20 protein-coding genes are annotated in these 20,457 nt (G+C 62.7%); 14 read left to right on the forward strand and 6 right to left on the reverse strand.

Going from position 1 to position 20,457, the window contains the following annotated elements; genetic code table 11:
• The first annotated feature begins 76 nt into the window (after positions 1-76).
• The 7 genes from pyrE (at position 77) to BKH20_RS08660 (ending at position 7,118) form a co-directional block, all read left to right on the forward strand.
• Positions 77-646 carry an orotate phosphoribosyltransferase gene (gene pyrE, locus BKH20_RS08625; protein ID WP_075390720.1) on the forward strand — a complete coding sequence of 190 codons (570 nt, stop codon included), beginning with the start codon at positions 77-79 and terminating at the stop codon, positions 644-646.
• A complete protein-coding gene (locus BKH20_RS08630; protein WP_143224972.1) occupies positions 643-1,398 on the forward strand; it encodes a TrmH family RNA methyltransferase in 756 nt (251 codons plus the stop codon). Before pyrE ends, BKH20_RS08630 begins: the two co-directional genes overlap by 4 nt.
• A gap of 186 nt (positions 1,399-1,584) precedes the next feature.
• The gene (gene fbaA, locus BKH20_RS08635) at positions 1,585-2,634 is read left to right on the forward strand and encodes a class II fructose-bisphosphate aldolase (protein ID WP_070658201.1); all 1,050 of its coding nucleotides are present in this window, start codon (positions 1,585-1,587) and stop codon (positions 2,632-2,634) included.
• A gap of 410 nt (positions 2,635-3,044) precedes the next feature.
• Entirely contained in the window at positions 3,045-4,388 is a 1,344-nt protein-coding gene (locus tag BKH20_RS08645; protein ID WP_075390722.1) for an ABC transporter substrate-binding protein, read from the forward strand.
• A gap of 189 nt (positions 4,389-4,577) precedes the next feature.
• Complete coding sequence (locus BKH20_RS08650) at positions 4,578-5,423, forward strand: carbohydrate ABC transporter permease (protein WP_075390723.1); 846 nt, start codon at positions 4,578-4,580, stop codon at positions 5,421-5,423.
• Positions 5,420-6,325 carry a carbohydrate ABC transporter permease gene (locus tag BKH20_RS08655; RefSeq protein WP_070658208.1) on the forward strand — a complete coding sequence of 302 codons (906 nt, stop codon included), beginning with the start codon at positions 5,420-5,422 and terminating at the stop codon, positions 6,323-6,325. The genes BKH20_RS08650 and BKH20_RS08655 overlap by 4 nt, the downstream gene beginning before the upstream one ends.
• A 112-nt stretch (positions 6,326-6,437) precedes the next feature.
• On the forward strand, positions 6,438-7,118 hold the full coding sequence (locus BKH20_RS08660; protein WP_075390724.1) for a DUF624 domain-containing protein: 681 nt from the start codon (positions 6,438-6,440) through the stop codon (positions 7,116-7,118).
• A 71-nt stretch (positions 7,119-7,189) separates the two neighbouring features.
• Here BKH20_RS08660 and BKH20_RS08665 read toward each other — a convergent pair whose 3' ends face one another.
• Positions 7,190-8,149 carry an LppM family (lipo)protein gene (locus BKH20_RS08665; protein ID WP_075390725.1) on the reverse strand — a complete coding sequence of 320 codons (960 nt, stop codon included), beginning with the start codon at positions 8,147-8,149 and terminating at the stop codon, positions 7,190-7,192.
• A 124-nt stretch (positions 8,150-8,273) separates the two neighbouring features.
• Between BKH20_RS08665 and BKH20_RS08670 the strand changes: the two genes are divergently transcribed.
• From BKH20_RS08670 to BKH20_RS14070, 6 genes are all read left to right on the forward strand, one after another.
• Entirely contained in the window at positions 8,274-9,560 is a 1,287-nt protein-coding gene (locus tag BKH20_RS08670) for an adenylosuccinate synthase (RefSeq protein ID WP_075390726.1), read from the forward strand.
• 14 nt (positions 9,561-9,574) lie between these two features.
• Positions 9,575-11,509: a hypothetical protein gene (locus BKH20_RS08675; protein ID WP_256693107.1), complete on the forward strand. Its 1,935-nt coding sequence runs from the start codon at positions 9,575-9,577 to the stop codon at positions 11,507-11,509.
• 47 nt (positions 11,510-11,556) lie between these two features.
• Positions 11,557-11,931: an SAV_915 family protein gene (locus BKH20_RS08680; protein WP_143224518.1), complete on the forward strand. Its 375-nt coding sequence runs from the start codon at positions 11,557-11,559 to the stop codon at positions 11,929-11,931.
• Positions 11,932-11,933: 2 nt separating this feature from the next.
• Positions 11,934-12,227: a hypothetical protein gene (locus BKH20_RS08685; RefSeq protein ID WP_075390727.1), complete on the forward strand. Its 294-nt coding sequence runs from the start codon at positions 11,934-11,936 to the stop codon at positions 12,225-12,227.
• Between the two features lie 181 nt (positions 12,228-12,408).
• Positions 12,409-13,455, forward strand: coding sequence for a hypothetical protein (locus BKH20_RS14065; RefSeq protein WP_143224973.1), 1,047 nt, complete (start codon positions 12,409-12,411; stop codon positions 13,453-13,455).
• A gap of 193 nt (positions 13,456-13,648) precedes the next feature.
• Positions 13,649-14,470 carry a hypothetical protein gene (locus BKH20_RS14070; protein ID WP_143224974.1) on the forward strand — a complete coding sequence of 274 codons (822 nt, stop codon included), beginning with the start codon at positions 13,649-13,651 and terminating at the stop codon, positions 14,468-14,470.
• Here BKH20_RS14070 and BKH20_RS08690 read toward each other — a convergent pair.
• Positions 14,387-15,373, reverse strand: a complete 987-nt coding sequence (locus BKH20_RS08690; protein WP_256693108.1) for a transposase — start codon at positions 15,371-15,373, stop codon at positions 14,387-14,389. The genes BKH20_RS14070 and BKH20_RS08690 overlap by 84 nt on opposite strands.
• Before the next feature lie 174 nt (positions 15,374-15,547).
• On the opposite strand from BKH20_RS08690, the gene BKH20_RS14075 reads away from it, so the two are divergent.
• Positions 15,548-16,369 (forward strand): hypothetical protein, encoded by an 822-nt coding sequence (locus BKH20_RS14075; RefSeq protein WP_143224975.1) that lies wholly within the window; start codon positions 15,548-15,550, stop codon positions 16,367-16,369.
• A gap of 139 nt (positions 16,370-16,508) precedes the next feature.
• Here the strand turns inward: BKH20_RS14075 and BKH20_RS08700 are convergent, their stop codons facing one another.
• From BKH20_RS08700 to BKH20_RS08715, 4 genes are all read right to left on the reverse strand, one after another.
• A complete protein-coding gene (locus BKH20_RS08700; protein WP_256693109.1) occupies positions 16,509-17,381 on the reverse strand; it encodes a hypothetical protein in 873 nt (290 codons plus the stop codon).
• A 174-nt stretch (positions 17,382-17,555) separates the two neighbouring features.
• Complete coding sequence (locus tag BKH20_RS08705; protein WP_256693110.1) at positions 17,556-18,347, reverse strand: LppM family (lipo)protein; 792 nt, start codon at positions 18,345-18,347, stop codon at positions 17,556-17,558.
• A 198-nt stretch (positions 18,348-18,545) separates the two neighbouring features.
• The gene (locus BKH20_RS08710) at positions 18,546-19,319 is read right to left on the reverse strand and encodes an LppM family (lipo)protein (protein ID WP_178388577.1); all 774 of its coding nucleotides are present in this window, start codon (positions 19,317-19,319) and stop codon (positions 18,546-18,548) included.
• Positions 19,320-19,395: 76 nt separating this feature from the next.
• On the reverse strand, positions 19,396-20,427 hold the full coding sequence (locus BKH20_RS08715) for an LppM family (lipo)protein (RefSeq protein WP_075390731.1): 1,032 nt from the start codon (positions 20,425-20,427) through the stop codon (positions 19,396-19,398).
• Positions 20,428-20,457 lie beyond the last annotated feature (30 nt).

Genomic DNA, 20,457 nt, shown 5'->3' on the forward strand with positions numbered 1-20,457 from the left:
CGCGGATGGGGCGGGCTCCTGCCGCAGCGGGTGTCTACCCGTCGCACGACCCCCGAATCCCACTACCATCGGAGCCGTGAGCACCAACGACTCCCACATCACCCGCCTGGCCGAGCTCGTCAACGAGCTGTCCGTCGTCGGCGGCAAGGTCACCCTCGCCTCCGGCCTCGAGTCCGACTTCTACGTGGACATGCGCCGCGCCACCCTCCACCACGAGGCCGCCCCCCTCATCGGCCACGTCATGCTCGACCTCCTCGAGGAGGCGGGCCTGGGCACCGACGAGATCGACGCGGTCGGCGGCCTGACCATGGGGGCCGACCCGGTGGCCGCCGCCATGCTGCACGCCGCGGCCTCGCGCGGCCTGGACTTGGACGCCTTCGTCGTGCGCAAGGCCGCCAAGGACCACGGCATGCGCCGCCGTATCGAGGGCCCCGACGTCGCCGGGCGCCGTGTGGTGGTCCTGGAGGACACCTCCACCACCGGCGGCTCGCCCCTGGAGGCCGTCGAGGCCCTGCGCGAGGCGGGCGCCGACGTGCGGGCCGTGGCCGTCATCGTGGACCGGGCCACCGGGGCGCGCGAGCGCATCGAGGCTGCTGGCCTGCCCTACTACGCGGCGCTCGGTCTGGCCGACCTCGGCCTGGAGTGAGCGCCCGACGGCGCCCGCGGGCGGGTGGGGCGGAGCCTGAGGCCCCTGCCGACCTGCCTGAGGGGGAGTACCTGCCCGCGGCCTCCGCCGCGGATTCTGTGCCGAGTCCGGAGGAGGATCGGCCGGCCGACGTCCGTCAGGTCGGCGTCGGCCCCTGGCCCGGCGGCCCCGGGGCCTGGCCCTCCGACCCCCGCTACGATCGCGGGCTGCTCGCCGCCGGTGACCGGCGCAATGTCGTCGACCGCTACCGCTACTGGACCGTCGCGGCCATCCGCGCCGACCTGGCCGCCCGCGCCCACCGGCTGCACATCGCCATCGAGAACGTCAGCCAGGACCTCAACATCGGCTCCATCGTGCGCAGCGCCAACGCCTTCAACGTGGCCGGCGTCCACATCATCGGCCGACGCCGCTGGAACAAGCGCGGCGCCATGGTCACCAACCGCTACCTGGACGTGCGCCACCACCCCGAGCCCGGCGAGCTGCTCGCCTGGGCGCGGGCCGAGGGCTACGAGGTCGTCGGCATCGACAACGGCCCCGGGGCCCAGCCCCTGGAGTCCGCCGATCTGCCCGAGCGCTGCCTCATGGTCTTCGGCTCCGAGGGTGAGGGCATCAGCGCCGAGCTGAGTGCCGGCTGCTCCCGCCTGCTGCGCATCGGCCAGTACGGCTCCACCCGCTCCATCAATGTGGCGGCCGCCGCGGCGGTGGCCATGCACGCCTGGATACTCCAGCACGCGGGGCCGGCGCCCGACTGACTCCGGGGCCGTTGCGGCCCGCTGCGACGGCCCGCCTCGTGGACGGCGGGGCCAAACCACCCCTGAACAGGGCATGGCGCCCGACCGCTGCCCGACCTGGGACCATGATCCGGTTCACTCGGCCTCGAATTCGTGGAACAATCGGCCCCGCACCACTGACTCACACAGACAATCAGGAGGCACCCAGTGGCCATTGCAACCCCGGAGTCTTACGCCGACATGCTTGACCGCGCGAAGGCCGGCAAGTATGCCATCCCCGCGATCAACGTCACCTCGTCCCAGACTCTGTCCGCCGCCCTCCAGGGCTTCACCGAGGCCGAGTCCGACGGCATCGTCCAGGTCTCCAACGGGGGCGCCGCCTACTGGTCCGGCTCCTCCCGTGCCGACAGGGTCAAGGGCTCCCTGGCCATGTCCGCCTACGCCTACTCGATCGCCGACCTGTACCCGATCACCTTCGCGCTGCACACGGACCACTGCCCGCGCAAGCTGGTCGACACCTGGCTCAGGCCGCTGCTCGAGATCGAGATCGAGCAGGCCAAGCGCGGCGAGCCCACCGCCTTCCAGTCCCACATGTGGGACGGCTCCGCCGAGACCCTCGACGACAACATCAAGCTCGCCGTCGAGCTGCTGGCCATGAGCAAGAAGGCCAACACCATCCTGGAGATCGAGATCGGCGCCGTCGGCGGCGAGGAGGACGGCATCAAGGGCGAGGAGAACGCCAGCCTCTACACCACGGCCGACGACGCCTGGGCCGCCGTCGAGGCCCTGGGCCTGGGCGAGAACGGCCGCTACACCACGGCGCTGACCTTCGGCAACGTGCACGGCGCCTACAAGCCCGGCCACGTCAAGCTCCGCCCCGAGCTCCTGGGCGAGATCCAGGCCGACGTCGCCAAGCGCCTGGGCGACCGCCTGGCCACCAAGGTCGGGGACAAGAAGACCCCCTTCGACCTGGTCATGCACGGCGGCTCCGGCTCCACCGCCGAGGAGATCGCCACGGCCGTGCGCAACGGCGTCATCAAGATGAACGTGGACACCGACACCCAGTACGCCTTCACGCGCCCGGTGGCGGACCACATGTTCAAGAACTACGACGGCGTGCTCAAGATCGACGGCGAGGTCGGCTCCAAGAAGGCCTACGACCCGCGCGCCTGGGGCAAGGCCGCCGAGAAGGGCATGGCCGCCCGCGTCGTCGAGGCCTGCGAGCGCCTCGGCTCCGTCGGCTCCGCCCGCAAGTGAGTCCTCACCCCGTACGGGGGTGAGCGGCGACTGATCGCTGCGCGTGGCCCCGGCACCCCTGTGGTGCCGGGGCCACGTCCTGTTCGCGCAGGGGGTGGTGGGGTCGGTGGAGAGGCTCCCGACGGCGAACTGATCGATCGGTTGCATTCTTGCAAAGGGGGATAAGCGATGATGGTGTCTCCTAGAGGGGAGGCAGGATCTGCGACCTGCCGGGGTGAACAGCCTGTCGAACGAAAGATGTCTGGCTGAGACCCAGGCCACTGATTGCAAACCTTGCAGCAATACGGGCGGAAATGTGCCATGATAGGTCGTCGCCGTTGAGCCGACGGGTCCGCCGCCGGCGACACGGCAGTCGCACCTTGCGGACGCCTCTGTCCGCGCCTGTCCCATGCGTCCAAAGGAGGACCCCAATGCGACTCATCTCCCGCCGCTCCGTGCTCGGTGGAACTGCTGCGATCGCCGTCGCCGCGACCCTGGCGGCCTGCTCGAAGGGCTCGTCCGGTTCCGACGGCGCCGGAGGCATCTACTTCCTCAACTTCAAGCCCGAGTCGGAGCAGGCGTTCAAGGACATCGCGGCCGCCTACACCAAGAAGACCGGTGTGAACGTCAAGGTCGTCACCGCTGCTTCGGGCACCTACGAGCAGACCCTGAAGTCCGAGGTCGCCAAGTCCAACCCGCCCACGCTGTTCAACCTCAACGGCCCCGTGGGCTACGGCAACTGGAAGGACTACGCCTCCGACCTGTCCGACGCCGACTTCACCAAGCAGCTGACGGATGAGTCCATGGCCCTCAAGGGTGACGAGAGCAAGGTCGTGGGCGTCCCGTTGGCCATCGAGGGCTACGGCATCATCTACAACGCCGCCATCCTCAAGAAGTACTTCGGCATGGAGGGCGCCAAGGCCACCTCCGTCGACGAGATCAAGGGCTTCGACAAGCTCAAGGAGGTCGTCGAGGACATGCAGTCCAAGAAGGCCGACCTCGGCATCGAGGGCGTCTTCGCCGCGACCTCGCTGTCCCCTGGTGAGGACTGGCGCTGGCAGACCCACCTGGCCAACTACCCCGTCTACTACGAGTACCGCGACGCCAAGGTCGACGACCTCGACGAGGTCAAGCTGACCTACTCGGAGAACTACAAGCAGATCTTCGACCTCTACCTCAACAACTCCACGATCAAGCCCACCGAGGCCAGTGCCAAGACGGTCACCGACTCCATGGCCGACTTCGCCCTGGGCAAGGCCGCCATGGTTCAGAACGGCAACTGGGGCTGGTCGCAGATCTCCGAGGTCTCGGGCAACACGGTCAAGGCCGAGGACGTCCACTTCATGCCGATCTACGTCGGCGTCTCCGGCGAGGACAAGTCCAACATCGCCATCGGCACCGAGAACTACCTGACGATCAACTCCCAGGCCGCCGAGGGCGACCAGAAGGCCACCAAGGACTTCCTCACCTGGCTGTTCACCGACGCCGAGGGTGCCAAGCTCGCCGCCGAGAAGCTCAGCATCATCGCGCCCTACAAGGCCTACGCCGAGCTGGCCCCCTCCGACCCGCTGGGCAAGGAGGTCTCCGCGGCCATCAACAACAAGGACCTCACGCCCGTCAAGTGGGTCTTCCCGACCTTCCCGAGCCAGGACTTCAAGGACCAGCTCGGCCAGCACCTGGCGCAGTACGCCTCCGGCAGCGAGGACTGGGCGAAGGTCAAGGACTTCTTCGTGACCACCTGGGCCTCCGAGAAGAAGGCCTCCAAGGAGGGCTGACAACCAGGAGTCGCCCGAGCCCACCGCTGAGGGCGCTGCTCCAGCGGGCATCGCGACGGCGACTCATCTCCCCATCCCCTCTCCTGCCGGGGCGGCACGTTCGAGCCGTTCGTCTCGCGCTGCCGCCCCGGTGGGAGCTCTCTGGTACCCGGCCAGTTCGTCGGGTGCCGGTCGCACCTCGAGGCAGATATGACCAAGGCACTGAAAAAGTTCTTCCCAGTATTTGCAGGGCCAACCCTGTTGGCCTTCATGATCGCGTTCATCGTCCCCTTCTTCATGGGGCTCTATCTCTCCTTCACCAAGTTCAGCACCCTCACCAATGCGCGGTTCGTGGGCACTGACAACTACGCCAGGGCACTGGGGGAGCGCAGCGACTTCCCGCAGGCGCTTGTCTTCACTGCCGTTGTCTCGGTCATCTCGATTGTCACGGTGAACCTGGGGGCCTTCGCCCTGGCTTACTTCCTGACCCGTAAGCTGCGCGGCACCAACTTCTTCCGTGCCGTGTTCTTCATGCCCAACCTCATTGGCGGCATCGTCCTGGGCTACACCTGGCAGGTGATGCTCAACGCGATTCTCCAGCACTGGGGGCAGACGATCGTCAACGACTGGCGACTGGGGCTGGCCGGACTGGTCATGCTCGTCAACTGGCAGCTCATGGGCTACATGATGGTCATCTACATCGCCGGTCTGCAGAACGTGCCGCCCGAGCTCATCGAGGCATCGCAGATCGACGGCGCCGGCAGGTGGCAGACGCTGCGCAACGTGACGCTGCCGATGATCATGCCCTCGATCACCATCTGCCTGTTCCTCACTCTGGCCAACACCTTCAAGATGTACGACCAGAACCTCGCCCTGACCAACGGTGCGCCCGCTAAGCAGACTCAGATGGCCGCGCTCAGCATCGTCAACACGATGTACAAGAAGATCGGCCAGGAGGGCGTCGCCCAGGCCGAGGCCGTCATCTTCTTCCTCATCGTCGCCGCCATCGCGCTCATCCAGCTGAGCGCCACTCGTTCCAAGGAGGTCGACGCGTGAGCACCGCCGTCAAGACTCAGTCCCCCGGATCCGCCGCCCCTGCCCGTCAGGGCGGTCAGAAGGCCGCTCCGCAGACAACGGGGCAGAAGACACTCGTGGGGCTGCTGGCCGTCCTGGCCCTCGTGTGGGTCATTCCGCTGGCCTTCATCGTCATCAACTCCTTCAAGGGCAAGTTCTACATCTCCGACAGCCCCTTCGCCCTGCCGACCGCGAAGACCTTCGCCGGCCTGGACAACTACGCCACCGGCCTGGCCCTGTCGGGCTTCGCCAGCGCCATGGGCTGGTCGCTGTTCATCACCGTGGGCTCCGTCGTCGTCATCGTGTTCCTCACGGCGATGACCGCCTACTACATCACCCGCATCAAGACGTGGTGGACCTCCATGATCTACTACGCCTTCGCCTTCTCCATGATCGCTCCCTTCCAGATGGTCATGTTCCCCACCGTCAAGGTGGCCGACCAGCTCGGCCTGGCCACGCCCTGGGGCATGATCGTCCTCTACCTCGGTTTCGGTGGTGGGCTGTCGGTGTTCCTGTTCGCCGGCTTCATCAAGTCGATCCCCATGGAGATCGAGGAGGCCGCCTACATGGACGGCTGCTCCCCGCTGCAGACCTACTTCAAGGTGGTCATGCCGCTGCTCAAGCCGACGGCGGTTACGGTGGCGATCCTCAACGCCATGTGGGTGTGGAACGACTTCCTCCTGCCCAACCTCGTGATCGGCCAGGACGAGCGCTACAAGACGGTCCCGATCGTCATCCAGTCTCTTGTCGGCTCCAACGGCAACCGGGACATGGGCGCCCAGATGGCCATGCTCGTCTTCGCCATCGTCCCGATCGTCGCCTTCTACCTCTTCGGTCAGAAGCACATCATCGAGGGCGTGGCCGCGGGGGCGGTCAAGGGCTGATCCCCTCGCACCTGTTCTGATACGGGCGGTTCTCAAGGCCCCACCACCGGCCTTGAGAACCGTCCGTATCATGTCCACCTGTTACTGCTCGAGTCTCGACGAAGGAGCTCTCGTGGCGCTGTTCCCCGGCCCCGACAGCCCGGCCTACCGGGCCTGGTCCGCAGCGGCGGATGTCGTCATCCTCAACGTCCTCACTCTGGCCGGCTGCCTGCCGGTGGTGACGGCAGGAGCCTCCTTGACGGCCTGCGCCCGGGTGGCCGGTGAGATGGTGGCCGACGACGAGCCGGCGGTCATGAGCACGTGGTGGCGGTCCTTCCGTCTCAACCTGCGCCAGTCCCTGGCCTGGTGGCCGCCGGTGCTCGTCCTGGTGGCCCTGAGTGCCTGGGAGTACCTGCTCCTGTCCGGCTCCTCCCTGGGGGAGCGGAACGGTGGAACGAGCGGGGCGTTGTCCGGGCTGGTGCTGGCCGGGGGAGTGCTCCTGGCCGCGATCCTCATCTGGCTGCTGCCGCTGGCCGCCTTCTTCGACGCCCCGGTCGGCCGGCACCTGTCCAATGCGCTTCGTCTTGCGGTGGGCCGTCTGGGAGTCACGGTGATTGCTCTGGTGATCGTGGCGGCGCCGGCGATCGTCTTGTGGGGGCTGCCGGCTTCGCGGGCCGCGGTCACGTGGTTCATGGTTCTGGTCGGGCCGGCTTTCCAGACCTACCTCATCGCCCTGCTGCAGCGTTCCACCATGGTGGCGCTCCGTGGTGCTTCGACGTCGGAGTCCTCAATGATGCGAACGCGCCCTCGGTGAGTGCGGCGTCACCACGCAGTGTCATGGCCCCGGAATCGACTGATTCCGGGGCCATGCGTCTCGGGGGCTCTTTAGAACCCCTGGCCGGGCTGGCCCGGCTGGTTGTTGTAGGGCTGCTGGAAGGGCTCGGTGTAGCCGGGCTGGTAGGGCTGCTGGCCCGGTTGACCCGGTTGGTAGGGCTGCGGCGTCGGCTGGCCCTGCTGGTAGGGCTCGGTGTAGCCGGGCTGGTAGGGCTGCTGCATTGGCTGTCCGGGGAATGCCTGGTTGGGGTCGTAGCCCTGTGCAGGAGTCGCGTAAGGATTGAACTGGGACTGCTTCTTCCTCTGGCTCATGACGATCGCGGCCACAACGCCGCCCACGATGGCCACGGCAAGCGTGCCGACAAGCACCCAGACCCACACGGGAATGGAGCTGCTGTCATCCTCTCCCGCAGCGTCCTGTGAGCTGCCGGTCGCTGCGCTCTTGGCGGGCTTGTCCTTCCCCTTGACCTCATGCTGGTCGTTGTCGTTGAAGGAGACCTTGGTGCCCTCGACCGTGCCGCCGTCGGCCTCGGTGACCTTACCCGGGAAAGTGACTGACTGGGTGACGTCGGCGGAGACGCCGGAGGGGAAGTCATCGAAGTTCAGCGTCTGAACGATGAACTCATCGCCCTTGTGCCTGACGTTCTTCGAGGATGAGGTGATGGAGCCGGTCCCCTCCATCGTGCACGTACGGGTGCCGTTTTCAGATTTGAAGTTCACCTTGAGGTCCTTGATGCTCGAGTTGCTTGAGTCGGGCGAGCCCTTATCGCACACGCTCTTACTGAGCACCGGAACGGATTCACTCTCAGACATCGTGAGCTTCACAGAGAACGTGTCTTCGTCCTTGACAACGATGTCACTGGAAATGCTGAAGCTCATATCCTCATCGGCCGTGGGAAAGGCGTACCCCGGGGTGCCGGCCAGGACCAGGACGGCGGATACGGTCAGGACGAGGAGGCTCGCCAGCACAGGGCGCTGTGTGGAGCTACGGCGGACGGTGATATGAGGCATGCCCCCACCGTATCGTCTCCTCGTTCCGTTGGTGGGGGAAGTGACGGCACCTCGTCGCTCGGCTCCGGTAGGCTTGAGGGCGGTGTGTCCACCGGCACGCCGTCACTGAAGTCAGGGAGCAGCCATGCCAGCCGTTGTCGTCGTCGGTACCCAGTGGGGAGACGAGGGAAAGGGCAAGGCGACTGACCAGCTCGGTCAGGACGTCGACTACGTCGTGAAGTTCAATGGCGGCAACAACGCCGGCCACACCGTGGTCATCGACGGCGAGAAGTTCGCCTTCCACCTCCTGCCGGCCGGTGTCCTCACCCCCGGGGTCACGCCCATCATCGGCAACGGCGTCGTCGTCGACCTGGAGGTCCTCTTCAACGAGATCGCTGAGATCACCTCCCGTGGCAAGGACGCCTCCAGCCTCCTCATCAGTGCCAACGCCCACATCATCCCCTCCTACAACCGGGTTCTGGACCGCACCACCGAGCGCTTCCTGGGCTCGCGTCACCTGGGCACCACCGGCCGTGGGATCGGCCCTACCTACGCGGACAAGATGAACCGCGTGGGCATCCGTGTCCAGGACCTCTTCGACGAGTCGATCCTGCGTCAGAAGGTCCGCTCGGCCCTGGACCAGAAGAACAGCCTCTTCCTCAAGGTCTTCAACCGGGCCGCCATCGACGCCGACACCGTTGCCGACGAGCTGCTGTCCTACGCCGAGCGGGTCCGGCCCATGGTCGTGGACTGCTCCCTGGTGCTCAACAGTGCTCTGGACAAGGGCAAGACCGTCCTGTTCGAGGCCGGCCAGGCCACGATGCTCGACATCGACCACGGCACCTACCCCTTCGTCACCTCCTCCAACCCCACCGCCGGCGGCGCCTGCACCGGCACCGGCGTGGGGCCCACCCGGATCGACTCGGTCGTCGGCGTGGTCAAGGCCTACACGACCCGCGTGGGGGAGGGGCCCTTCCCCACCGAGCTGCTCGACGACACGGGGGAACGTCTTCGCACCGAGGGTGGCGAGTACGGGGTCACCACCGGCAGGCCCCGCCGCTGCGGCTGGCACGACGCCGTCGTCACCCGCTACGCGGCGCGCGTCAACGGGCTGACCGACCTGGTGATGACCAAGCTCGACGTCCTCACCGGGCACGAGACCATTCCGGTGTGCGTCGCCTACAACATTGACGGCACCGTCACCCAGGAGATGCCGCTGACCCAGTCCGACTTCCACCACGCCGCCCCCGTCTATGAGGAGCTGCCAGGCTGGAGCGAAGACATCAGCGAGGTCCGCAGCTTCGCCGACCTGCCGCAGGCCGCCCAGGACTACGTGCTGCGCATCGAGGAGCTGGCCCGCTGCCGCATCTCCGCCATCGGCGTCGGGCCGGGGCGCGAGGCCACGATCTCCCGTCACTCGCTCATCGGGTGACCCGAGGGCGGAGCATGAGCGAGAGTGGTTACTCGACGGCGTCGCAGGCAGGACATGGTGTAGAGACCTTCCGGGAGCGTGTCGACCGTGGGAGGGCTGGCCAGGGGTGCCTGGTCAAGGTGCTCGGCGCCTTCGTCCTCGTCGGTGGCCTCCTGTGCCTGCGCGGTCCTGAGAAGCCACTGGGCGTCATGCTGGTCGTGGGCAGCCTGAGCCTCGCCCTGTACGGGGCGGGCAGGACAGCCCTGAGCCGCCGGATCGCGCGGTCCGCCGACTACTGGAGCCAAGGGCCCGGATGCGTCCAGTTCGGGCCCTCACGCCTCAGTGGCCTGCTGGAGTATCTGCCTGCTGCGGTGGCGTGGGCAGGTGCGCTGAGCGCCATCGGTATGCAGCTCTTCTCCGCCGCTGCCTCTCCCAACGGCGCATGGACGATCGCCGTGGCTGTCGTCGTGCTGCTCGGTTGGCTGGTGGGATGCGCGACTGTTCCCATCGGTGGTAGAGGAGCACCGGAGATCGTCCTGACGCCGGACGCGGTATGGATCTGGGCGGGCGGGAACACACGAGTCCGCATTCCCTGGGAGGCGCGGCCGAATCTTGAGGCGAGCATTACTCATCGCATGCGACCGCACGCCGTGATCACCGGTGGTGCGGGAGGGGCGGTGAACTTTCCTATCTTCGTGGTACCCATTGGACACGTTCAGCTTCAGTCCGTGCTCGAGCTCTACTCGATTCACGCCGAGCTGCGAGGAGAGCTCGGCACTGGCCAAGGGCTGCAGCGGGTGCGTGCACTCATGACCCCTCCCGTGCAGGAGGCAGAGAGGACTGCCTCCTCCGGTGTCCCCATGCAGGCTTCGACGCCGTCGGTGGGCGTACCGGTATCTCCGACGCCGGCGCATGGGGCAGCACCGGGATCGGGTTCTCCGTATGAGGGTATCCGGTACGGCAGCCCCCAAGGCGGACGGCCGCCTAGGGAAGGGGAGTCCTACGGCTCTGCGAGTGCCTATGTCCCGGTGCCTGGATCGGCGGGGCCCTTCTCCGCGGCCCCGTACGGTTCCCCAACTCCGTCTGCTCCTGCAGGGGAGGGAGTCGGTGATGCGCCGGTCGAGACGGCGCCGCACGTGTCAACAGACGTGGAGCGCAGCGCTGGGGAGGAGGACCAGAGAGAAAAGGCGGACTCCTCGAAGCCGAGTACATGCGAGGAAGCCGATCGACGCGCTAAGCGAGCACCGTGGAGACTCCTGATCTGGGCCGTCATCGTCCTGGTCGGTTTCACGTATGCAACGAGCGGGAGACAGACAGCGGGCTTCCTTCTGGGGGTGGTCCTCAGCCTGGTGCTCCTCATCCACGCCGTCGCGCTCGCCGCGGCGCGCAGGTCTCGAACAGCGGCTCCTCGGCGGTGGACCCGGAGCAGTGAGGGAATCTGCCTGCGGAACACGTGGTTGGTCCAGGTCGCGGTTCACGTCGAGGCAGCACTCATGGCGCTCGGGGGCCTGCTGGCCGTCGGACTCCTGGCAGTCAGTGACCGCAGTGATCGGGGAACCGTGGTGGTGCCCCTACTCCTGGCCATGGTCTTCCTCATCGCCTCCTTCTTCCTGGGCTTGTCGAAGCCGCTGCCTGGGCGCCGCACGGAGATTGTTCTTGACGCGGAGCGCATCCGCTTCGCCGTGGGGACGAGCCGTGAGTCGCTGTTCTGGTGGGCCGACCGCCCGCGGCTCGTGGGCCGCAGCGCCGGTGGGAATCTCGTGGTGGAGAACGATCGGGTCGGTCGCATCCGGGCGGAGATGGACACTCTTCCACTGACCAGTGTCCAGTTGCAGCGGGTGGTGGCGTTCTACTCGCATCATCCTGAGTTGTGCGCCGAGCTCGCCACTGAGGAAGGCCTGTGGCGTGTGCAGGGGCTCACTGGACCGGCGTCGGCGGCACCTCTGGAGCGACCAACGTCACAGTACTAGTGGTAAATAGTGCTGCGATGCACAAGTGCTCTCGATAGCGTTGGAGCATGAGATCTTCTCGTGACTTCATGTTGCTGTCCCCTCCTGAGCGGGCGGAGGCCGCTGAGCCGCTGGGCGATGAGGGGTCGCTCGGTCCGGACCCGGAGCGTCCGTTCGTGCCGCCTGCGCTGTATCTGCCCTCGACCGGGGTTCCTAATGCGAGGGGCGCGGAGATTGAGCTGCGGCGTCTGAGGGATGGGCGGAGGGCGTTGCTGGCTTATACGGCTGTTGATCGTCTGGTGAAGTGTATGGGGCCGAATCAGCCGTGGGCGCTGTTCCTCACGGAGAACCTTGACGAGCTTGCTGAGGCGCAGCCCTTCGACGTGGTCATGCTGGACCAGCGCATACCACGGGAACTCTGGCATCAAGAAGAAAGGAGATAGTAATGGCCAACGAAGTTAAAATAGATTATGATGATGCAGAAGATATCAAGAATAATTTTTATACCGCCCGAGATGATTTAGAGAGCGATGAAAAGGGATTTCCTGAGAGTGTGGATGGCGGCGACGGAACAGAATACATCGTCGACATGATCACTAAGATTGCTGAGGATGCAGGAGATATAGCGATTTGCTCCGGACTTGGTGGAGACAAAATGGCGAATGCTGCGGATAAAATTAATGGGGTGGACGAGAGTGTTGCCCAGACCTTCCGACAGATGGAGAAAGAAATATCATGAGTACTGGTGGGGACATTGATGTTACTATTCCCGGAAGCGAATCGTCTGTTGATGACGCCGCACGGTGGTTAGAGGGACTGCGTGACAATGCCAGCAGTGCGGCAAATTTGTTCGCTAAAAACGGATCTGGTACCGGAGTTGGGGTGAAGTCGGTCTCGCCGTAGGTACGTATTCAACTACCTTGTGCGATGCGGTTAAACATGTTCATGATCGGGCAGAAAAAGCTGCAGATGTCATCCGCTCTTTTGCGGACCAGTTGTCGTGGCGAAAGCAAGATATGAAGGAGCATCTTGAGACGGCCCGGGGCGATGGACTGCAAGTAGATGGAAATATCATCAAGTATCCTGAGCAAGTGTCGGCGCCTGGTAAGTTTCCTCGGAAAGGTACGAAAAAGGCCAGAGATGATTGGTTCGCCGCAGATGAAGCGTATGATAATTATCTGGCTAAGGTTCGAGACTTCGAAAAGATCAAAGGCAGGGTTGAAGCAACGTTCAACGCGCTGAATGACTGGATCATAAACAATCTCGTTACGGCAAAACGAGACACCTTGCAGGCTCATTACCCCGGTGCAATAAAAACGTTTGTTGAAAACGTGATAGGTAACGCGGCCAGAGATGGTGGATACGTCGAGAATAGTTATCGTTCAGCTGCAGATGCGCTAAGGGATACTGCACACCATTGGGCATCTATACGGGCTGCTGAAAGTTCTCGCAATCCATCAGTGCAGACTCGAAGTCGACCGCCCAGCAAAAAAGCAATTGACAACAAACTCAACAAACCAAAGCCGACGGCCTTGCGCAGAACTGCCGACGGTCTTGAAACCGTCGGAGACGGCGTCCGCAAGTTCGCAGGGAAGGCGGTGGCGTTTGGCGGTCCGGCGGTCGATCTTGCAACCGGCGCCCCATTAGCTAAAGTTGCGGCCACGACGGCTGCAGGCATAGTTACGGTGGCGCTCTTACCCGAAGCTGCTACTGTGGGTGGTGTCATTGTAGTCGCTTTCGTAGCGACTGGCGTGGCAGAAGGGGTAGGTTGGCTCTATGATAATGCAATATCATTGGAGCATCGAGAGATTATTAACCACCCTTGGGAGGAAACAAAGAAAGGGGTAGGTAAAGGAGTAGATGCCGTCGGGAACTGGGCTGAAGACACTGGGAAGTACCTGGAGGATAAAGCCTCGGATGCCTGGAATAGCGCATCGGCATGGACGTGGGATAAACTTGGCGTATAAGTGGCCTTTGCATTCGTAAGGTGTTGCACTTAAATCCAGTTTTGTGGATTCTCGCCGGTCCCTTGGAGGCGTCTTCTGCATACTGGGCGTGCGCATGCGTGGCCAGTCACCTTAAGTTACCGAGGTCGGCGTCGTCGAGGCTGCGAATGCATGATCGACAGGAAGACAGTTGCACGTGGGTAAAGTGAGACCAATGGACGAGTCGTATTCTTGTTCGGCCATGGACGCGAATCGTCTCAAAGAGGTATATTATTATGGATTCTTCGGCATCGTCCTACTCTGTTTCAGCGTGCTATATTCCGGTATCTCATTGGCGCCGACGCTGGTGTCCTATCGCACCGGCGGGACTTATCTGGTTACGGTGGCGTTGATGCAGTACGCGCAGTTTAGATTCGCAAAAAAGTCGTACAAGCGCTGGAACGCAAGTGGTGGTGAGGTAACGTTCGGACCCTCGTTGCTATTTCTCATATGGCAAGTCATGAGCTCCATCGTTCTGATTGCTGGAGCAGCAGTGATTGGGATGATGGTTGTTGCGGGAGGCGACTCGACTACACTGCGGGTTGCCTATGCGGCTGCCATGGGTGCGTTCTTTTTTCTGGTCATGGCAATAATGAGTCTAGTGACGTTTCCGTTCAGTGCAATGACAGAACCGGAGATCATTCTCAACTCGAACGGAATTATTGTCTGGCCCGCAGGGAGGTACAGGACCCGAATTAATTGGGGCGATCGACCTCGCATGATAGGCGGCCGAAGGAGCAATGGCGGGATGTTCGTTCTCATTGAGGACAAAAACGGGTTGCAATATAGCTTTCCGATGTCCTACCTTCCACTGGGGTATGTTCAATTTGAAAAAGTTATTGACTTATACTCGGATAATCCTGATGCTCGCGAGTATCTTGGTCACCGAGAAGGGTTAGTCCATGTTCGCAGGCTAATGTATTCTCCTGTTTCGTTTATCGTTGAAGACCTTAATGCTCTCAGTGAGAATAGGGGCGAACCGACAGCGGGCCGGTAAATTCGGTGTAGTTGGTTGGCCGAGTGGCTCGCGACTCTTTTTGTTTGAGGGTGCGGTGGGTGGAGCCTGTTGTCGGGTTGAATCGTCCCGGGTTTGACGGAGGCGGTGATGATGGGAAGGATCACTGTCATGGAGGCTTATCCATGGGGTGTATGTGAATATGTGTCCGAGGATGACGGTGATGGTTTCTGGGAAGGTTTCTAATGGTCTTGTGTAGCCGGTGTGCAGGACTCTCCAGGTCTTGATGTTGGCGATGACTCGCTCGATCTTGTAGCGGGCCTGGTTGACGGTCTTGTTATAGGTCTTGTCGTCTGGGTGAAGAGGCAGGTTCGGAGGTTTTCTCTTCGGGGTGATCATTCCCAGTCCGATGTATCCCTTGTCGCCGATGTGCTGCGGTGGTGGGGATCCGTCCGGGATGTCAAGCAAGCCGCTGCGGCGCAGGGCCTGAGCGTCGTGTGTGCATCCGTCCTGGGGGTCGGACACCCAGGCCAGGGTCCCTGAGAGGGTGCAGGCAACCTGGACGTTCAGCCCCGTAGTCTTGTGCTTGCCGGAGTACAGCTCAGGATGATCAGCCCAGGACCAGCACTCCAGGAGGGTGCCGTCGATGATCAGCTGGGCCGTGGGATCCAGATCCTCCACCGTAGGCACGTGCTCCTGAAGAACCTGGGCGATCAGGGGCGTGTAGGCGCCGATGACGCGGGAGGCGGTGGCCTGCGAGACGCAGTAGACCTCGGTGAGCAGCTCCTGGGACAGGTTATGTCTCAGGTACGTCAGGGTCAGGCGCACGCACAGGAACAGCCCCAACACCCTCGCCCCGAACACCGGCAGGGGGCCGGAAGCGTGAATGGCCTCGCACAGGTCCAGGACATCATCGCGAGTGATCCTCGTGCTACTATTCGTCATGGCGGTCTGCTTCTTGATTGGATTGGCTTAGACACCAAAGATTCTCTCAAGAGCAAGCCGCCACCCTGCTTAACGCACGTAATAGCGGCAAAACACCATCAACACCCCTATGAATAAGCCTCAATGAGTCGCATGCTTCTCGCCAGGAAGGTCGCTGTGGGGGAGACTAGGTCAATGAGCAAGCTGTATTCCTGTGAGGCTATGGATGAGAATCGCCTTAGAGAGTCGTATCTGTTTGTTGTATTTGGGATCATCTTGGTTGGCGCTAGTGCACTATATTTGAGTGTCACGTCGGTGCCGATGTTAGTGTTTTATTTCACCTGTGGGACGTATTTAGTCGCAATTGCGTCGATGCAGTACACACAATTTAGATGCTCAAGGGTGTCGTATAGGCGCTGGAATGCTTGTGGTGACGAGGTGATATTCGGTCCGTCATCGCTGTTTGTTTTATGGGAGGCTGCGAGCACCCTAATTCTCATTGTAGGTGCAATCGCAATGATGGCGCTGTCTGTTGCAGAAAGTGGCTCGATCCCGGTCCGGGTTGCGTTTAGAGCTGCTGCCTTTGCACTTTTCATGCTCATATTGGCTGCAGCTAGTCTAGTAACGCTCCCATTCGGTGGTGTCTCGGAACCCGACATCATCCTTAACTCGAGCGAAATTGTTCTCCGGCCTGGAGGACGGTATGGGGCTCGAATTGATTGGAGCGATCGACCTCATGTGGTGGGAGGGCAACGGTGTCATGGGAGGATGTTCGTCCTCATTGAAGATAAGTATGGGGTGCAGTATGCTTTTCCGATGTTTGCGCTCCCTTTGGGGTATGTTCAGTTTGAAAGAATTGTTGACTTCTACTCAAACTATCCTGATGCTCGCCCGCACCTCGGTCACCGGAGTGGACTCGTTCACGTTCGCAGTTTAATGGACTTTCCGGTCCTGGAGATAGTCGGGGATCTTCATGCTCACGGTAAGAGTGGAGGTGAGTCGGCGGGGTGCAGGTAAAATCGGGTAAGTTGCTCGTTGAGCGAGCGATTTGCGGCTCTTTTGTTTGAGCGTGCCGCGGTGATTATATCGTCGGGTTCACAACAAGGTAACGGGCATCAATGCCGGCGGTCTGACACCTGCCTCAGTCTGAGGCTCATTAGCCGCGGTAGCCATTGTGGTTCGGCGGTACATGCGACGTGGGGCCTGGTCCCTGAGGGAATCGCGGCTGGTACTGCTGGGAAGCAGGCGAGCTGGGCTGGGTGGGGAGCGGACCTGCCTGTGCTTGAGAGGGGAAGGCGACCGGCTGGGAAGCGGGGATGGGAGCACTTGCTTGAATCGACTGCTGCCCCAGCGCATCCAGGTACTTCTGCTCCCGGTTCTTCTTGAGTGTGTTGCTGACGATGGCGACAACTGCTCCGATAACAGCGATCGCAATGAGTATCACGATGATGCTTGTCATCCCGCCCGATGAGTGAGACGAGGACGTCGAACCGGGTGTGGGCGTCGAACTGGACGAGGGTGTTGAGCTGGACTCAGGCTGAGATGCTGCCTGGGCGGTGTCCTTGCCGCGGGCCTTGTGATCGTAGAAGGTTGAGAATGACACCTTGTTCTGCTCGTCGCCCTCGATCTTCCCTCCATCGGCTTCCGTTACCTTGCCGGGGAAGACGATGGTGAGAGGCGTTGAGTTGTTGTCGCTGCCATCGGATGTGGAGTCCTTGTAAGTGTCGACGACATACTCATCCCCGTCGTGAGACACATATTTGTTTTGGGATATGGCTCTCGTGGACGTGGCCTTGCAGGTCGGAGCCCCGTTTTCGTTGGAGAAGGTCGCATCGGTCTTTGTGGGAGTCTGGCGAAAGCTGCTTTCGACGCAGAACTCTTTCAGGTTCTTTTCTCTGGAGGTCGGCGAAGTGATCGTGATGGTTGTCGTCACCTCTTGATCGGACTTGATGACGATCTCAGCGCTGAGCTTGTCTTCGTTCGTGAGCTTTGCAAGAACTGCGGCGCTGCTGGGGGGCGCTGCCGCCACGAGGAGGAGTGAGGTCGTGAGACAGAGCATCCCGACGAGACTCGTGACTGGGGTGTGCCTCAAAGTGAGGTAGCGCATGTGCGGCCTTCGAATGGTGTGGGTGAGGTGACTGGAGAGCGGTGCGGAGGGCGCCGTCGCTAGGGTGCGAAGAGTGTCGGTGCCCGCCGTCGGAGCTCAGCCCCAAGTGGAGGAAGGGGCCGGTGGGTAGCCGGGAGGGGGCGGTACAGCCCCCGGAGGCATCGTGCCGCTCGGCCCGGGCTGGTTGTCACCCTGGGCGACGAAGCCGGAAGGAGGCGGGGGCACGGCGCCGGGAGCCTGCACCTGGCCAGGGGCGTAGGGCTGCTGCGGCACATAACCCGCGGTGCCGACCGCGTAGGCCTGCTGCTGCGCCTTCTTCTTGCGGTTGAGGAACCAGAAGAGGCCTCCGCCGGTCGCTCCGACCAGCACTACCCCCACGATCACCCATACCCAGGGAAAGGCGGGAGTGTCCTTGCCGCTGACGCGGTACCTTCCAGGCTTGGTGAAGGTCACCGTGCTCCCGTTGACCTTGCCACCGTCGGCATCCGTGACCTTCCCGGGGAATGTCACGGAGAACTTGTACTCAATGTCGAATCCGGAAGAAGAGGAGGGAAAGTTCCCCTTCTGGCTGTCGAGGACGTACTCGTCGCCCTTGTGCTTGATGAATCCATCGGCCTCGGAGAGGTCGATCGACTTTCCGGTGAAGGTGCAGGTGGGGAAGCCGTTGCTCTCGGAGTAGGAGGCCTTCAGGTCGTCAAACGGCTCTCCGGCGTCAGAAGAGTTGCAATTCTCCTTCATTTCCCGCTTGTCGGAGGAGGACTTGCTCTTGACTTGACCTATGACGGTCATGTTGTAGGTGTCGTCCTGGTTGATGACGATCCGCACGGATAGCGAGCGGTCTGGATCGTCGTGCGCGGCGGAAGTGACGGCGTGACTTGGAGGGGTCAAGAGCGTCAGGCTCAAGAGAAATGCCAGAAAGACGAGTGCGCCCAAGGAGCGGTGTCGGGAGGCGGTTATAGCCATAGTCCTCACCCTAGCTGGTCAGTGTTGATGGGCTCCCCGCATGGGGAATGATGACGCGAAGAAAGGTGTTGTGGCCCTGGATCGTCAGATCTGAGGGCCACAACAACAGAGAGGGGTAATGGGTCAGTAGGTGCCTTGGCCGGGGGCTCCGTAGCCGGGCTGCTGAGCCGGGAACGCCTGGTTCGGGTCATAGCCCTGGCCGGGGGCTCCGTAGGGCGTCTGGGTCTTGTTCTTCTTGCTGCGGATGACGAAGAAGAGGGTCAGGCCACCGATGAGCGCCAGGGCGCCGGCTCCAACGACGATCCAGACCCACATGGGGATGGAGCCGTCTCTGCCCTTCACGGTGTGGGACTTGACGTCGGTAAAGGTGACCTTGTTGCCGTCGACCTTGCCGCCGTCGGCCTCTGTGACCTTTCCAGGGAAGGTGATGGTCTGGGTGACGTCAAGCTGGCCCGTGTCGCCGATTGCCTCGTCGGTGCCGATCTTGACGACGTACTCGCTGCCCTGATGCTTAATTGTGTCGTCGCTGTCCTTGATGGAGGCGGACCCTTCAATCGTGCAGGAAGTCGAGTCGCCATCCTCCTTGAAAGTGGCCTTGGCGTTCTTGGAGTTCTTGCCGAACTGCGTTTTCGAGAAATCGTCGACTTTACAATTGTCTTTGTTGAAGATGCCGAAACCGCTATTGTCGGTCATCACCGCTTTCACGGAGTAGGTGTCGTTGGACTTGATGACGATGTCTGAGGTGATCTTCAGGCCGGAGTTTGAGGAGTCGTCGGCCATGGGGGCGGCGTGCCCCGGGGTGCCGATCAGTGCGAGGGGTGCGGACAGGGCGAGCGCCGCAAGAGCTGTGAAGACGGACAGGGGCCTAGGGATGCGGTGAGCGATGGCAGGTGTCATGCCCACACAGTAGCGGGTCAGATGCCAGGTTGTAACCGGGTCGTCATGGGTATCGTTCCCCGCTCCGGGCAGACCGTCACCGGGGCTGCTGAGACGGGGGCTGGAAGTCAGTGGGACTGTGCCCTTCCTGGTAGGGCATGTGGGTGTACCCGGGTCCGGGTGACTGAGGTCCCCCCTGCTGGGCCCCGTAGGTGCTGAACACGCCTGCGCTTCCAGAGACCTGCGGTGGCGCGAAGACGCTGGTGTCCTGGCCCGGGTCGGCGTAGGGGGCGTAGCCGTCGCGAAGGTTGGTGACGGGATAGGGGTGGGTCGATCCCGGCATCGGCTGCAGGGGACCCGGGGAAGACTGGTACGGGCCACCGGTATAGATCTCCGGAGGCATGGTGCTGGTCGCCGCGGCACCCTGAAAGGCCTCGCCGTACGGCAGCGCCGGAGCCAGCTGCTTGGCGCGGCGAGTCCTCAGGAGGTACATCACGACGCCGATCACGATGAGGAGGACGACGGCGCAGGCCGTCGCAATCATCCACCACTGCAGGTGGAACTTGCCGTCCCCGCCCTCGGCGTGGAGGGCCTCGGGGCTCTCCAGCACGTTGTCCCAGGTGACCTTGTTGTCGTCATTCCTCCCGTTGGACTTCGTCACCTTCTCGGGAAAGGTCACGGCTATCGAGATCTTCATTCCTCCCGAGGCGCCCGAGGAGGAGGGGAGGGAGTCGTCCTGACCGAGCTTGCTCAGCGCCTCGGGGGACAGGTCGAAGACGTACTTCCCGCCCTGGTGCTTGATCGTCCAGATGTCGGTCTGCAGGTTGTTGAGTGGAACCGACTTGGCTGTGACCTGGCACGCCGGCTGCCCGTTGTGAGACGTGAAGGTGTAGATCGCCTTGACTCCCTTGGGCAGGGGGGTGGACTTCTCGAGCTTGTCCTGGGTGCAGCTCTCCCGGGTGATGAGTGACAGCCCCGATGAGTCCCACATGACGTAGGTCAGGTCGGCGGTCTCGTTGTCATGGATGACGAAGTCGTAGTGAGCCCCGCATCCGGACAGCAGCAGTGCCAGGCCGGTCAGTACCGCCACGGCCACGCGTCGCCTGACGGTGCGGGAGTCATGATTCATGCGTCGAGTCTAATTCGGTGCTGTGTCTAC

Source organism: Actinomyces oris (assembly GCF_001937445.1).
Taxonomy (GTDB): domain Bacteria; phylum Actinomycetota; class Actinomycetes; order Actinomycetales; family Actinomycetaceae; genus Actinomyces; species Actinomyces acetigenes.